A 13155-nucleotide genomic window follows, 5' to 3' on the forward strand; every position below is an offset into this window, starting at 1 on the left:
GCTTTATCCTTTACGTACGTGAGGGCTATTGCCCGAGGTGGATCGTTCAGCCGCCACCGTCGGTGTGGCGGACTTCAAGCGTGCGAGCGGCGCAAGCAAACGGCGCAGTCGCACGGCGATCGGCATCCTGAGGTGCCGAAGCGCTCGGGGGTCGGAGAAGGCCACCCGGGCGGCCCCCACCAACGATCTGGATTTCAGATGATCGACGAGGCGCAGGAAGGCGTGCGCCTCGCGCAGGCTCCTGTCGCGCCGCCGCTGCATTGTCATCGCTGTGGTATCGATCGAGTGGTTCTCGAGGAAATCCCTGTCGGCCGCGATCATCGCCTCGATATGGCGAAGCTCAAGCACCCGGGAGATCGAGCCCTMGCGGATGTGGTAGCAATAGCCCGCTGAAGGATCGACGATGCAACGCCCACCGGACGCGAGCGCGGACGCCAGCAGGATGTAGTCTTCACCAATCCGGATGGTCTCCTTGAAGCGTAGACCATGCTCGTTCAGGAAACGGCGCTCAAAGATCGGCTTCATATAGCCGAAATTGTAGGTCGAGCGGAAAAGCACGTTGGATTGAATGAAAGCCGAAAGCGTCAACATGCTGTGTTGCTCAAGCAAGGCCTCGGGAAACATGCGCTCGACACGCCCGTCGAGGTTCGCGACCTCGATGTTGTCGACGGCAATCTGGGCGCCCGCCTTCGACGCCAGCTCGATCATGCGGAAAAGCCGTCGTGGGCTGATGGTGTCGTCCGCATCGAGAACGGCGATCCAACAGCCGCTTGCCGCCTCAAGCCCGGCATTGCGCGCGCCGCCAGGCCCACGGTTCTTGGCAAGCCGCAACAGCCGGACGCGGGGATCAGTGATCTCTTCGACCACGGCACAGGTGTCGTCGGCGGAGCAATCGTCAACGACGATCACTTCCACATCGACCGCTTCCTGTGCCAGCGCGCTCTCAATGGCGCGGCCGATCGTGTCTGCGGCGTTGTAGGCCGCGACGACAAAACTGACCTCTGGTGCGGGGGGCGTCATCAGGCGGTCGCGGCCCCATACTGCTGGAGTTCACGCACGCCGAGAAGTCCACTGACGACACCAGCATGCATGATGGCGCGCAGCGCGTAGCGCGACCGGGCGACCGGCGAGCCGAGAAGGAGCAGGCTGGCCCCAGCGCAATAGCCGGACTTGGCCATCGCCCGGGCGATTTCCACGATCTGCCTGCCGGCTTGGCCCGGCTCACTTAACAGCCGCCCGTGGGTCTGGCCGGAGCGGAAGCGGCGTTTGGCAAGCCAGGCAAGGCGCGCGCGCTTTTCCGGAACCGGCTCGAAGACCAATGCCTCCGGGGCATAGGCGAGACGTCCGCCATCCGCATGCATGTGGCGGAAGAACTCCGTGTCCTCGCCGCCGGTCCGCCCGAGCGCCAGATTGAACCGCCTGTCGAAAAGGACCGGACGCGTGAGGTCGAGCAGGACATTGCAGGTGTAACCGGTGCGGATTTCGCCTTCGACCCACACGGGCCGGGTCGAATGAAAGTCGCCGCGGCGCATCCAGTTCGGAGCGGACAACGCGTATTCAGCGCGAACCGGGCCGAGCACGACGTCGGCACCGGTCGCAACCGCCGTGTCGAGCAACTGCAAGAGCCAGGTTCGTGACACAGTCTCGTCGTCATCGACAAAGGCGAGATAGTGTCCGGTGCTGTTGTCGAGGCAGGCATTTCGGGCGATCGAGATGTTCGACGCCGGGCAATGCACGTAAAGGATCTCGAAGGGCATGGTCGGGCGCATCTGGTTGACCAGCGGCTCGGCACTTGGTGTCGCGTCGTTGTCGGCGACAATGACGCGGATGTCGACGTCGGCGGGCACCGTGATGAGCGCCAGCGAATGCAGCGTTTCCGCAAGCTCGGGACGGCGGAAGGTGCAGACCGCAATATCGATCCTTGTTCTGGCGTGCGTTCCGGTCATGGCGCCACCTTTCTGTTTCGCGAAGTGAGCAACTCGCGCCAGAAGCCGGCCGACCAGGCAAAATGCATCACCATGGCCGAAAGGGCTGCAAGCGGGCCGTAGGGGTTCTTCTGGCCGAGCGCCATCCACATGCCGTAGCCGATGCAGGCCGCGGCCCACAGGACGACCGGCACGACGGCGAGCCAGTTGATGACGGCAAGCAGAGCGCCGATGGCGACGGGGGCCACGGCAAGTGGCAGCAACTGCCTGAGGTTCGGCCATGCCCGGTGCTTCAGAACATTGCGCGCGCGCCCCCGTCCATAGGCGAAGTACTGGCGGAAGAGCGGGCCGACCTCGGCGCGCGGATAGTAGACCATGCTCGTCCGGTCGGTCATCCAGATGCGATAGCCCGCCTGACGGAAGCGGTAGTCGAACTCCGCATCTTCGTTGTGACTGAAGATCTCGTCATAGCCGCCGATCGCCTGGAAGGCGGAAATCCGCATCAGAGCATGGTGGCCGTGATCGGCCCAATGGCTGGTTGCGCCCAGTCGATGCTTGGCGCCGCCATTGCCGAGCTTGGAGTTCTGGGCGTAGGCCGTTGCCTTCTGAAAGGGCGTGAAGCCGACAGTCTGCATCGCGACGACGACGGAGTCCGCCCCGGTCTCAAGCGCTTCTTCGACGAGACGTTCGCAGTAGTCGTCGGGATAGGTCCCGTGCGCATCGATGCGGATCAGGTAGTCGAAGGACGTCCCGTATTCTGCGACGGCAAGGTTGATCGCCGCGCTCTGGATGCGCTTGGGATTGTCGATGGCAAGAACCATGGCATCCTCCTCAGCAAGGCGGGCGGCAATCTCGCGCGTGCCATCCGTGCTGCCACCGTCGACGATCAGGATGGCGCCGTTGAGACGCGCCGCGGCAGGACGCAGTCCCTCAACCAGGCCTTCGAGATGTTCGGCTTCGTTGAGACAGGGAATGACGATAAGCGTTCGTGTCGAAGCCAGCGTGTTGTTGCTCATGACAATCCGCCTTCGTTCTGGGGTGTTGGGGAAAGGGTTGGTGCGATCCGCGGCGGCGCCGTCGAGGTGACTGCGGAAAGTCGGCGCACAAGGCCCTCGCAGTCGCTGCGGTTGAAAATCCAGGTATCGGCCGCGCAGGTCGCAATCCGACCGGACGCCTCGGCGTAGCGCTCGGCGTCGATCGAGCCGAGAAGGCCGACAAGCGCCTCCGGTTCGGCCTCATCGAGCAGCATGCCGAGGCCGCGGATGGCCAGGAACCGCGACGTCTCGGTACCGCGCAGCGCAATTGGCACGCGGCCAAAGCGGCACCCCTCATAGAGCCGGTTCGGCAACAGCCATTTCGAGTTCTGGCCTTCTTCGAAGAAATCAATCGCCCAGGTGAAGTGTACGTCGGAGTAGATCGCGCCCAGTTCCTCCGGGCTGCGGTAGGGCCCATGGAACTGCATGAAGGGTTCGTTGCGCACGAAACCTTCGAAGTCGTCGAACTCCGAATGGGCCGGCCGGCCGCGCAGCACGATCTCGAAGCGTCCTTCCATTCTGCGGGAAAACGCCGACAGCAATGCCAGCGACTTGCGGCAGCGCAGAGCGCCAAACCAGCCGATCCGCCAGGGCCTATCCTTCGGCGGCGTCGCTGCTGCGGCCACCGGTCGCGCTGTCGCCTCGTTAAGTTCGAGCACCTTGTTTTCCAGCATCATGGTCGGTGCGGAGATGCCGGAAAGCGGACGGAAGTAGTGTTCGACGAAGGCAGGAGAACTGGTGATCAGCAGTCGGGCTTCGCGCCCGAGAAACGCTTCGCTTGCCCGCATCGCCTTGCCGGCGAGGTCGCGGCGCAAAAGCAGGCGATGAATGTCGAGACACTCGTAGACGATCGGCACGTCGCCGCCAAAGACGCCGACAGCCTTCCTGGCAATGGCCAGCATGTCGAGATTGCGCGCGATAATCACGTCGGGGCGCTCGACGTTGCGCAGAGCGTGCCTCAGCGAGAAGCAGCTCCTGGCGATTGCCCCGATCCTTTGCACGAAACGCCCGTCATGGGTTGTTCCAAGCTCGATGGGCTCGATGCCTTCGATCGCCGCCAGTGGGTTGGCGTCGCGCCTGAACCCGGCAAGCTTGACCCTTGCGCCTCCGGCGAGAAGCATCAGGACACGCCGGCGAACGGCGGGGTCGGCAAGATCCTGAGCGAAATAAAGTACCTGCAGCATGAACACCCGGTTTTCTGCTCGGCCGTCGCCGAGCATGGTTTGTAAGGTCGCGCTTTGTGGTCTGAACGCGTCGCCTATGAATGCGGTTCCTGGTCGCCGGCTAGTTCGTCCGGCAGGCGACCGACTCGGCAAACTGGCATTTGTCGCCCGGTGCGGTGAACGCGATCCGGTCGATCTGCATCGTCGACGGGCCCTTGTAGGAAAAGGCACCCATCCAATCCGAAAGCGTGTCGGTTCCCCAAAGGCTGAAGAAAATCTTCTGCGGGTTGGTGGGAATTTTCGCGGGATCGGTCACTTCGTGCACCAGTTCGCCGTTCACGTAGTAGCGGATACGCTCCTTCTCCCAGACGAAGGCGTAATCGTTGAAGCCCTGGTTGGCACCGCCCGGCACGTCGACCAGTTTTTCGTTGCCGCCCTTGGCAGCGACATATTGGTTGATCTGAACCTTCGCGGAGTTCTTGCCGAGAACCTCGAAATCGATCTCGTCGTGCGGCTTCTTGTCGGCTGGGCCGATATAGGTGAAGAACGCCGAGTTCAGTCCGGAGCCATCGGCCGTTTTGATGCGAGCCTCATAGGTCCCGTAGCTGAACCGCTTGCGCGTCTGGATCTCGCCGCAGGAGTAGTTTCGCTCGCCAAGCTTTCCTTCGGTGAAGGAGAGCTCGGCGACGCCATTATCGACCCTCACCTGCTTCTTGGACCACGTGCAGTTCTGGTGGGCACCGTTGTTCCAGCCGTCGGATACGTACCAGATGCTGGTGTCGAGGCTGTCGAAGTTGTCGATGAAGGACTTTGCCTCTCCTGTGCCTTCAGCATTTGCCGGGCCGGCAAGGCCGACGGCGACAAGGCTCAACAGGGCGAGGCGGAGAGGTCCAGAAGATCTCATGGTCAGGTCCTTTGCTGTGGGGAAAGTTCGCCGCGTTGCTCTGCCGGCCGCGCATTGCCGCCGCGGGCAGCGCCCGCGCGGCTGCCGGTCAGGGTTGCGGTCAGGTTTGGAAGCCAACGGCCGGCAAGGCCGTAGGCGACGACAAGGATTGCGATCGTGATGAACGGAACCGTGTAGTAGAACGCCGGGTAATATCCAAAGCCGGTGCGGTTCCAGATCATCCAGAAGAGAACGAGCAGCGGGTAGTGCGTACAGAAGATCCAGAAGCTGAGCCCGCTTCCGCGTCCCAGTCGCGACCCGAGGCTTGTTCGGACCAACAGTTCGGAAACGGCCCAGGAACCCAGAATACCTAATAGAGCGGTCAGGCTGCGCAGCATGTCGACCCAGACCGGAAATTCGGGACCGTATTGGAAAAGCACCACCGAAAGCAGTAGCGAAGCACCAAGGACGGCGATGGTGATCGGCCAGGAGAAGCGATCGAGACCGCGAACGTCAACGCGATGCAGGCTCATGTAGATGCCGGTGCTGAAGCCGAAGAGGATCGACTTCTTCAGGAAGATCCCGTTTGGCAAGGGCAGCACGGCATAGGCGAACAGCACGGCGAGCGTCTGCATCGGATAACGCTTGATCAGCCATGCCAGTACCGGCGACAGCACGATGCAAAGCAGCAGGTCCCGCAAGAAGTAGAGCGGCACGTTGATCGGTAGATCCGTCAGCGCCACGGCAAGGTTCAGCCATTCCCGCACGCTTGCGCCCACCACATCTGGCAGGTAGCCGAAGCTGATACCTCGGGTCTGCGCCACGAAGGCCAGCGCGAGAAATGCAATATTCCAAAGCAGGAAGGGCAACAGCACGGTTCTTATCTTGGTCTTGAGCGTCTTGCCGTAATCGAAGCTGTCGAGGCCACGCCGAAACAGGAGATAGCCGGAGATTGCGCTGAGGCACGGGACACCGACACGAAACAGGCTGTCGCCAAGAAAGACGCGCAACCAGTCGAGCACGCCATACGTGCCGGCATACGGGCTCGTCGCCGGATCATGCGGCACGTGCACGAAGACGATGCCGGAGATCAGCACGATGCGCATCAGATTGATCCGCGATGAGATGTTCGCGTTCACATCCACGATGTCCGTCACCCCTATCTGCCAGCGCCATTCTCAGGCGACCGTTTCAACAGAGCAGACCAGAGCCCGCATTCACTGTGCTAAAGGCTAGGCTTGGGCGAGGCTGAAAATATGGCGCCGCAACAAACGAATCGGCCGCACTTTGCTGCGCCGCAGCATGAGAAGACGTTAAGCCTATAGGACTATATGCCTATCTGGGTGCGGATGGACGGGAAAAAAGCCTATAGTGGCGGCGTTTGCGGAATATTATCAGGCGCTTATTTGTTGATGCTTTTGCTTGTGATTGTTGATGATAAGCACGATAAAATTGTGCTGTTTTTCTCATTTGTCACGCGGCAAACCGGCCGCGCCGGGCCGAACCAAGCCGAAATGCGGCGAGGGTGAGGCAGTTTGCGGCCGCCAAAGTCGGTCATTCGGCAGCCGCCGGCACGCCCTGCGAACCATCGCGCTTACGAACCATGCCGTAGAGCTTCATCAACAATGGCCGTTCCATGAGCAGCATCAGAACGAGATAGATCAAGCCGCCGATTGCCGTGCCGATCAGCACCTGGAGGACCGCGCTCGGCACGAGCGCGCCATAGAAATCCAGCAATACCCTGACGGCGACAGCCATCGCGAATGCCGCGATCATCGGCCTGATCGAGATCAGGAAGCCGCGCAGGAAGGGCAGGCGATCGGCCCGGAACACGACCCAGGAGTAACCGACCAGAGTGGCCAGGTTGACGATGCAAAGCGCAATCATCGCCTCGACAAGCGAGCCACCGATGGCGCCATAGGCGACGGCTGCTGTCGTCACCACAGCGCGGATCACCGCCCACCAGAAGAGTACCGTGCCTTGGCCGATGCCCTTGAGGTAGGGAACGTAGGTGCTGCAGGGCGTCAACAGTCCCTTAGACAGCGCAAGCAGGCCGAGGACCGGCCAGGCGGCAGCCCACTGCTGGCCGAAAAGCACCAGCATCGCCGGTTCGGCAAGCGCCCAAAGACCGAACATCATCGGCGCCAACAGCACGGTGGTGACCTGCGTGCTCAGCATCAGCGCCTGTGATCGACGCTCGCGATCCTCGCCCATATGACTGAAAGCGGGAAAGAGCACGCCCATGACCGCCGAAAGGACGATCTGGTTGGGAATACTGGAAAAGCGGTTCGCCGCCGAATAGGCGCCGGCGTCCGAGAGGCCAAGGTAGCGGCTGATCACCACCATCGGCGACTGGAAGGTAATGAAGTTGGCGATCTCGGACCCCATCATGCCGAAACTGAACCGGCTGAGTGTCAGAACACGGCGCACGGAAAAGACAAGCCGGGGCACATAACCCGAGACCGCATAGAGGCCGGCAAGGCGGATGAATGCGGAAACGAAAAGCTGCGCCAGCAGCGACCAGACGCCGAAGCCGAGAAGGGCCGCGCCGACGGCGACAAGCGCCCCGACGGTCTCGGAAAGCATGGTCCAGACGGCGTCCTTGCTGAAATTCATCCGCCGGGCGAGGAGCGAATAGGCGACGTCTCCGCCAAGCTGCAGCGGGATCAGCACGCTCATGATCCGAAGCAGGTAACCGGCTTCGGGTGCTCCAAGCAGGCTTGCCAGCGGGTCGGCGAAGACGAAAAGCCCAAGCGCCATCAGGAGCGCGACGGCAAGATTGGCCCAGAAGGCCGAGTGGATGAGCTCCATATCTTCGTCGCGCTGGATGATGAGCGCGGAGGCAAGACCGGCGCCGCCGATCATCGCCAGGAACTGCACGACGGTGAGTGCAACGGCCACCGTCCCGAACTCTTCCGGCGTCAGGATGCGCGCCAGAATCGGCACCGTGACAAATTTCAGCCCGAAAGTACCTGTCTTTGAAAGGACGCTCCAGCCGACGTTCCGCGTCACAGACTTGGCATTTACGGTTGAGGGCATAGAGAGCATCCTTGATGCCTTTGAAGGATTTCCGACAAAGGACCTGGGCTAAATATAAGGCCGCGACCCGGTGGGAGGAGACCACGCAAGACTCTATTAGAGAAACCGCAGGGGCGAAAAGATGGCGAAGCTGACTGTTATTATTCCGTACTATCAGAAGGAACCGGGTATTCTTCGACGGGCACTTGCCTCCGTCTTTGCCCAGTCATTTCAGGACTTTCACGTTCTGGTGATAGACGATCGTTCTCCCTATTTGATTGATGAGGAGTTGGGGCCGTTAAGTGAGCAGGAACGCGCGCGTGTGACCGTGATTCGGCAGCCCAATCAGGGGCCTGGCGGCGCTCGAAACACTGGATTGGACCATGTTCCCGACGATGCCGAGTTCGTGGCATTCCTCGATTCCGACGATGAATGGACCGCGGATCATCTGAAGAATGCCTATGAAAGCATGAGCCGCTTCGGCGCCGACTGCTATTGGGCGTCGATCACCGGCGGGGACGCGTTCTACTATCATTTCGATGTCGCCGAGCTAACGCAAAGCAACAGCGTCGTCAGGCTGCAGGAGGGGCCTCTGGTCGTCGAAATTCCCGATCTGACCAACGTCATGCTCGAAAACTGGAGCTTCCTGCATCTCTCCTGCATGGTGATCGGGCGTAGCCTTTTCGAGACGGTCCGCTTCGATGCGGCGCTGAGGCTGGCGGCTGAGGACGTTCTGTTCTTCTGCGACTGCATTCTTGCCGCTGAACGGGTCGTGCTTTGTGACGAAGCTGGCGCCGAGCGCGGCGAGGGCATCAACATCTTCCACTCGATCGACAACGATTCGCCGCAGTTCCTGCAGCAGCAGTTCAACACCTTTGTTGCTCTGGAAACGCTCGAGGGGCGCTTCTCGCGCAAACCCTCGGCAATCGCTTCGATCCGCTCCTATCAGCATACCGCACGCCGTCAGGCCCTGTGGAGCCAGGCGCGGCGGCTCAAACGACGCAAGTCGCCGCAATTCCGCCTCCTGGCGCGTTGGGTCCTACGTGATCCGACGCTCCTGCGAAGCGCGCTGGAACTCGCTGTCGGCAAGTTTTCCCGCTCAAATTGATCAAAACAACGCTCCTTCGAGGAGGAACACCAAGGCCGTCCAGCGCGGCATCCGGACATATCAAGCATCTTGAAAGAAGGGACTGCCCATGAAGCCCTATTACTGGGAATCTCAGCATGGCAATTTCGGCGACGACCTCAATCTTTGGCTATGGGATTTCCTGCTGCCGGGGTTCCGCGACGTTCACGAGGAAATCCTGCTGGTGGGCGTCGGCACTGTGCTCAACCGGGCGCTTTTGCCCGACGGTATCAGAAAGCTCGTGATCGGCAGTGGCTTCGGCTACGGCACGCTGCCTGACATGCGCGATCCGAAGGAGTGGGATATCCGCTGCGTCCGAGGGCCGCTGACCGCCGAGAAGATCGGCATTTCGCCGGAACTCGGCATTGTCGATCCCGCCGTGATGGTCGCGGAAATGCCGGAGTTCCAGAACCTGCCGAAACTCCACAAGCGTAGCTTCGTTCCGCATTGGGAAAGCGCCATTGCCGGCATGTGGCCGGTGACCTGCGGTACTGTCGGCCTTCACTACATCGATCCGCGCGGCGAAGCCAAAAGCGTGATCCGCGAGATCGCCCAGTCGGAATTCATCGTCGCCGAATCGATGCATGGGGCCATCCTTGCTGATGCCTTTCGCGTGCCGTGGGTGGCCGTGACGACCTCGGAAAGCATCAACGGCTTCAAGTGGAATGACTGGGCAAGCACCGTCGGCGTCCACTACCAGCCCCGCCACGTGCCGGTATCGAGCCGCGCCGAAGCGATGATCAAGGGCGAACGCTTCTGGGGCATGGACTACGAGGCGCAGACGGTGGCTGAGGCGCCGAACCTTCGACCGATCGCTCACGACGTGATGGTGGCAACGACCGAGCCGAGGCAGACCTTTTTGCGCAGTGCAGCCAAGCAGGTTCTCGCCGCACCTTCGACGCTTGCGCTTTGGCAGGCGATCCGCACGGCACCGCAATTGAGCAGCGACGACCGACTTGCCGAACGCAAGGAACGTTTTCAGGAGGCCCTTGCGGCCGTGCGCCAATCGTATCTCTGATGGTCCCGCCACGGCACCCCGAAAGTGCCGTGGCCCGGCACGATGACTACCTCTTACCGTGCGCCGTGGCGGGCAGCAGATAGCGCAGCCCCCCGGAGCCGCCAAGTGCCGCCGGAGCATCCGTCGGCTGTCTGAAGCGCTCGGTCTTGTCGGCAAGGATGCCGATGGTCACGGCGGGTAGCGCATCGGGTTGCTGAAGGAGGTAGCCGACGGCAGCCATCGCGCCGCGTTCTCGTTTCAGGTCGAGAAAGTGTCGATGCTGATAGCGGTCCTTGATATGCCGCTCATGCCTTCGGATCGCAGCCGCGGCTTCGCTTTCCAGTGTGCTTCCCGCAAGGATCATCCGATCCGCCTCATAGAGCCGCTTGAGATCCTCGGTGCGGTGGCTGCCGCTCAACGAGTTGCTGCGGACGATGGCGGCATAACCACAGCTTCGGATGATCTTGTAGCGTGCGCCCTTGGCGAGCGCGCGCAGATAGAGATCATAGTCTTCGCCGAGCCGAAGCGACTCGCGGTAGCGGATCGAATGCCGCTCCAGGAAGTCGCGTCGCATCAATGGCTTCAGAAACCCGACCTCGCCACGCTTCACGCCGCGTTGGGAGATGTTGCCCTCAACGAAGTCGATCAGGCCGAGGAGGCGGGGTTGCGGTTGGAAGGGTTCGATCTTCTCTGCGATATCGGCCGCTGCCGCCTCGTCGATGAAGGCGATATTGTCGGCGATCAGGTCCCAACCGCTCTCCACAAGCAGCCGGCCAAGACGGCCTGGAAGGAAGAAGTCGTCCGCGTCCAGGATTGCCAGCACCGGCGAGCGGCTGATCGACAGGGCGTGATTGCGGGCAGCCGATGGCCCGCGATTGACTTCGAAGCGCACAATCGTCAGGCGCCCGCTGTGGTCGTCGGCGCCACGCGCCGCACCTCCGGTATCATCGCTCGAGCCGTCGTCGATGACGATCACTTCAGCGCTTTCTGGTTCTGCAAGGGCGGACGCAACGGCTCGGGCAATGGTACTTTCGGCATTCTTTGCGGCGATGATGACGCAGACATCTGTGGTCATGAGGGCCTCCAGCATCGTGTCTCACGGGCAGCGCGCAGATCTGCGGGCCTGCGGCACTTCGGTTCCAGCGTGGCTTTGCTTCTTGGGCTAGCGGTAGCCACGCGACGCCGCCAAGGGTGGCGACGACCGGACCATGCAGGGCGATCGTGTCGCAAACGCGTCAACTATGAGATTTTCTGGGCTCGTCTCGTGGGCTGCGGAACGGAAAGGGAGGGCCTGTTCAGCGATTGAAGTGGCCAGGACGATCGAGGCGCTGCGGCGCCGCATTGCCGGCTGAATTGTCGTCGCCGGCCAGTCGCGCAATCTCGGCGGCCTGTCTCTCCTTCTCCCGCGCCTTCTTCCAGACGAGGTAAAGCACGGCGATGAAATAGCCGACCTGCATCAGAACGGCGCATAGGATGGTCTGGACTAGCGTCGATGCCAGCGAGCCGTTTAGGAAATAGGTAACGATCGCAAATACGGCGAGGGCGCCGAGCATGCTCACAAGAACGCGCGGTGCGTACATGGCGCTACCTCGCACTCGGTTCTGTCGACGATGTGGTCATCGGAGTTCGGCCTTTCCTCCTCAGAGTTCCAATATATTGGCAGCGCCCTTTCGCTTCAACCGTCAAAACCGCGCCCTGCCGCCACTCTGCCTACAAAGTCTTTATGTCGCGTTTAGAACACCAACATGCGAATCAAATTGGCCATTTTTCGATCTCGCCACGATTCGATCCCTGCCACTCCATGGCAATCCCAAGGCAATTTCGCCACCTCTCGACGCTTTGTAATGGCCGTACCGCCCGTGGGTTGCCGTCTGGGTAACGATTGAGATCACCTTTTGTTACGAAATTAACTTTTGGTGTCTCGTCGTGCGTGCGGCGCAAAACCTTGCTGCAACGCAGCATTTCCGCGGAAAGACTGACACCTGTCAATTTCTATAAGCGCCAAATCCGGCACTTGCAGGTCAAGGCAAACATAACAGATACCAAGATATATTGGCTTTACGGCGACGCAATTGCGCACCTCCGATACAATACACGAAAGTTCCGAACGTAAGACTTCGCCGTCTGATAATATAACGGTTGCCGGGATGGAAATATTACATATTCGAAATCAGTGATATTCGTAATTGGGGTGCCGTTTGGGCACCCGCCATTATTTCGCCCTCAAAAGACAAATTCTCACCACACACTCTTTCTTGAATAGGAGTGTGCCCTTTCGAGGGACCGACCATTCGCCAACGTAAATGGAGTTATCTCTATGAAGTCTGCGACTCGATCGGCAAATCCGCCGTTTTTCAGTGCCGCAGAAACTGCGGCGCTCCCGCCTGTGGGTGGTGTTGCGAAGCGTGGCTTCGACATCTTTGCCGCTTCACTGGCGCTCGTCTTTTTGAGCCCGCTCTTCTTGATGCTGGTTGCGCTCGTCAAGTTCTCTGACGGTGGCAGCATTTTCTATGGCCATCGCCGTATCGGTCACAACGGGAAGTCGTTCCGCTGTCTGAAGTTCCGCACCATGCGGGCGGACGGTGACCGGATCTTGCAGGAGTATCTCAGAAACAATCCCACCGCCTACGAGGAGTGGCGCGCATCGCGCAAACTGCAGGATGACCCCAGGGTCACCGTTGTCGGCAGCGTCTTGCGAAAGCTGAGCCTCGACGAGCTGCCGCAGCTCATCAACATCGTGCGCGGTGAAATGAGCATCGTCGGCCCACGGCCGGTGGTGCAGGACGAGCTGGAGCTCTACGACCAGGCCGCCGTCTACTACCTGCAATCGCGCCCCGGTCTCACCGGCCTTTGGCAGATCAGCGGACGTAACGACGTTTCCTACGCGGCTCGCGTCGCGTTCGATACCCATTATGTCCAGAACTGGTCCATGCTGAGCGACTTCTCCATCGTCGTGAAGACCATCCCGGCCGTTTGCTTCTCTCGCGGCAGCTACTGACGATCCACGCC

The 13155-nt window shown here is 60.9% G+C and carries 13 protein-coding genes; 4 read left to right on the plus strand and 9 right to left on the minus strand.

All coding sequences use genetic code 11. The features are described from left to right. Positions 1-3 precede the first annotated feature (3 nt). The 6 genes from AB4Z53_RS25640 to AB4Z53_RS25665 form a co-directional block, all read right to left on the minus strand. Complete coding sequence (locus AB4Z53_RS25640) at positions 4-1020, minus strand: glycosyltransferase family 2 protein (RefSeq protein ID WP_441598370.1); 1017 nt, start codon at positions 1018-1020, stop codon at positions 4-6. Then, positions 1020-1946 carry a glycosyltransferase gene (locus AB4Z53_RS25645; protein ID WP_441598372.1) on the minus strand — a complete coding sequence of 309 codons (927 nt, stop codon included), beginning with the start codon at positions 1944-1946 and terminating at the stop codon, positions 1020-1022. The genes AB4Z53_RS25640 and AB4Z53_RS25645 overlap by 1 nt, the downstream gene beginning before the upstream one ends. Beyond that, a complete protein-coding gene (locus tag AB4Z53_RS25650; protein WP_441598374.1) occupies positions 1943-2941 on the minus strand; it encodes a glycosyltransferase family 2 protein in 999 nt (332 codons plus the stop codon). Before AB4Z53_RS25650 ends, AB4Z53_RS25645 begins: the two co-directional genes overlap by 4 nt. Further along, positions 2938-4143 (minus strand): glycosyl transferase family 1, encoded by a 1206-nt coding sequence (locus AB4Z53_RS25655; RefSeq protein WP_441598376.1) that lies wholly within the window; start codon positions 4141-4143, stop codon positions 2938-2940. The genes AB4Z53_RS25650 and AB4Z53_RS25655 overlap by 4 nt, the downstream gene beginning before the upstream one ends. 100 nt (positions 4144-4243) lie before the next feature. Further along, a complete protein-coding gene (locus AB4Z53_RS25660) occupies positions 4244-5026 on the minus strand; it encodes a glycoside hydrolase family 16 protein (RefSeq protein WP_441598377.1) in 783 nt (260 codons plus the stop codon). A 2-nt stretch (positions 5027-5028) separates the two neighbouring features. Then, complete coding sequence (locus AB4Z53_RS25665; RefSeq protein ID WP_441598379.1) at positions 5029-6162, minus strand: acyltransferase family protein; 1134 nt, start codon at positions 6160-6162, stop codon at positions 5029-5031. Positions 6163-6336: 174 nt separating this feature from the next. Here AB4Z53_RS25665 and AB4Z53_RS25670 point away from each other — a divergent pair, with 174 nt between their 5' ends. Beyond that, entirely contained in the window at positions 6337-6534 is a 198-nt protein-coding gene (locus tag AB4Z53_RS25670) for a hypothetical protein (RefSeq protein ID WP_441598381.1), read from the plus strand. A 25-nt stretch (positions 6535-6559) separates the two neighbouring features. Here the strand turns inward: AB4Z53_RS25670 and AB4Z53_RS25675 are convergent, their stop codons facing one another. Continuing rightward, positions 6560-8044 carry a lipopolysaccharide biosynthesis protein gene (locus AB4Z53_RS25675; protein WP_441598383.1) on the minus strand — a complete coding sequence of 495 codons (1485 nt, stop codon included), beginning with the start codon at positions 8042-8044 and terminating at the stop codon, positions 6560-6562. Positions 8045-8165: 121 nt separating this feature from the next. Between AB4Z53_RS25675 and AB4Z53_RS25680 the strand changes: the two genes are divergently transcribed. Together AB4Z53_RS25680 and AB4Z53_RS25685 are read left to right on the plus strand one after the other, a co-directional pair. Continuing rightward, entirely contained in the window at positions 8166-9131 is a 966-nt protein-coding gene (locus tag AB4Z53_RS25680; RefSeq protein WP_441598385.1) for a glycosyltransferase family 2 protein, read from the plus strand. Between the two features lie 88 nt (positions 9132-9219). Next, positions 9220-10167 carry a polysaccharide pyruvyl transferase family protein gene (locus tag AB4Z53_RS25685; RefSeq protein ID WP_441598387.1) on the plus strand — a complete coding sequence of 316 codons (948 nt, stop codon included), beginning with the start codon at positions 9220-9222 and terminating at the stop codon, positions 10165-10167. Positions 10168-10213: 46 nt separating this feature from the next. On the opposite strand, the gene AB4Z53_RS25690 is transcribed toward AB4Z53_RS25685, so the two are convergent. Then, positions 10214-11233, minus strand: coding sequence for a glycosyltransferase family 2 protein (locus AB4Z53_RS25690; RefSeq protein WP_441598458.1), 1020 nt, complete (start codon positions 11231-11233; stop codon positions 10214-10216). Positions 11234-11441: 208 nt separating this feature from the next. Further along, a complete protein-coding gene (locus tag AB4Z53_RS25695) occupies positions 11442-11726 on the minus strand; it encodes an exopolysaccharide production repressor protein (RefSeq protein ID WP_441598389.1) in 285 nt (94 codons plus the stop codon). A 737-nt stretch (positions 11727-12463) separates the two neighbouring features. Between AB4Z53_RS25695 and AB4Z53_RS25700 the strand changes: the two genes are divergently transcribed. After that, positions 12464-13144, plus strand: coding sequence for a sugar transferase (locus AB4Z53_RS25700; protein ID WP_113540625.1), 681 nt, complete (start codon positions 12464-12466; stop codon positions 13142-13144). Positions 13145-13155: the final 11 nt, after the last annotated feature.

The sequence above is a fragment of the Ensifer sp. 2TAB8 genome, assembly GCF_052115125.1.
In the GTDB taxonomy this organism is placed as follows: Bacteria; Pseudomonadota; Alphaproteobacteria; order Rhizobiales; family Rhizobiaceae; genus Ensifer.

What these genes read in the sequence shown, in the direction of transcription:
- AB4Z53_RS25645 (WP_441598372.1), bottom strand. Translation starts at nt 1,946, where the DNA reads ATGACCGGAACGCACGCCAGAACAAGGATCGATATTGCGGTCTGCACC.
- AB4Z53_RS25650 (WP_441598374.1), bottom strand. Translation starts at nt 2,941, where the DNA reads ATGAGCAACAACACGCTGGCTTCGACACGAACGCTTATCGTCATTCCC.
- AB4Z53_RS25655 (WP_441598376.1), bottom strand. Translation starts at nt 4,143, where the DNA reads ATGCTGCAGGTACTTTATTTCGCTCAGGATCTTGCCGACCCCGCCGTT.
- AB4Z53_RS25660 (WP_441598377.1), bottom strand. Translation starts at nt 5,026, where the DNA reads ATGAGATCTTCTGGACCTCTCCGCCTCGCCCTGTTGAGCCTTGTCGCC.
- AB4Z53_RS25670 (WP_441598381.1), top strand. Translation starts at nt 6,337, where the DNA reads ATGCCTATCTGGGTGCGGATGGACGGGAAAAAAGCCTATAGTGGCGGC.
- AB4Z53_RS25675 (WP_441598383.1), bottom strand. Translation starts at nt 8,044, where the DNA reads ATGCCCTCAACCGTAAATGCCAAGTCTGTGACGCGGAACGTCGGCTGG.
- AB4Z53_RS25680 (WP_441598385.1), top strand. Translation starts at nt 8,166, where the DNA reads ATGGCGAAGCTGACTGTTATTATTCCGTACTATCAGAAGGAACCGGGT.
- AB4Z53_RS25685 (WP_441598387.1), top strand. Translation starts at nt 9,220, where the DNA reads ATGAAGCCCTATTACTGGGAATCTCAGCATGGCAATTTCGGCGACGAC.
- AB4Z53_RS25695 (WP_441598389.1), bottom strand. Translation starts at nt 11,726, where the DNA reads ATGTACGCACCGCGCGTTCTTGTGAGCATGCTCGGCGCCCTCGCCGTA.
- AB4Z53_RS25700 (WP_113540625.1), top strand. Translation starts at nt 12,464, where the DNA reads ATGAAGTCTGCGACTCGATCGGCAAATCCGCCGTTTTTCAGTGCCGCA.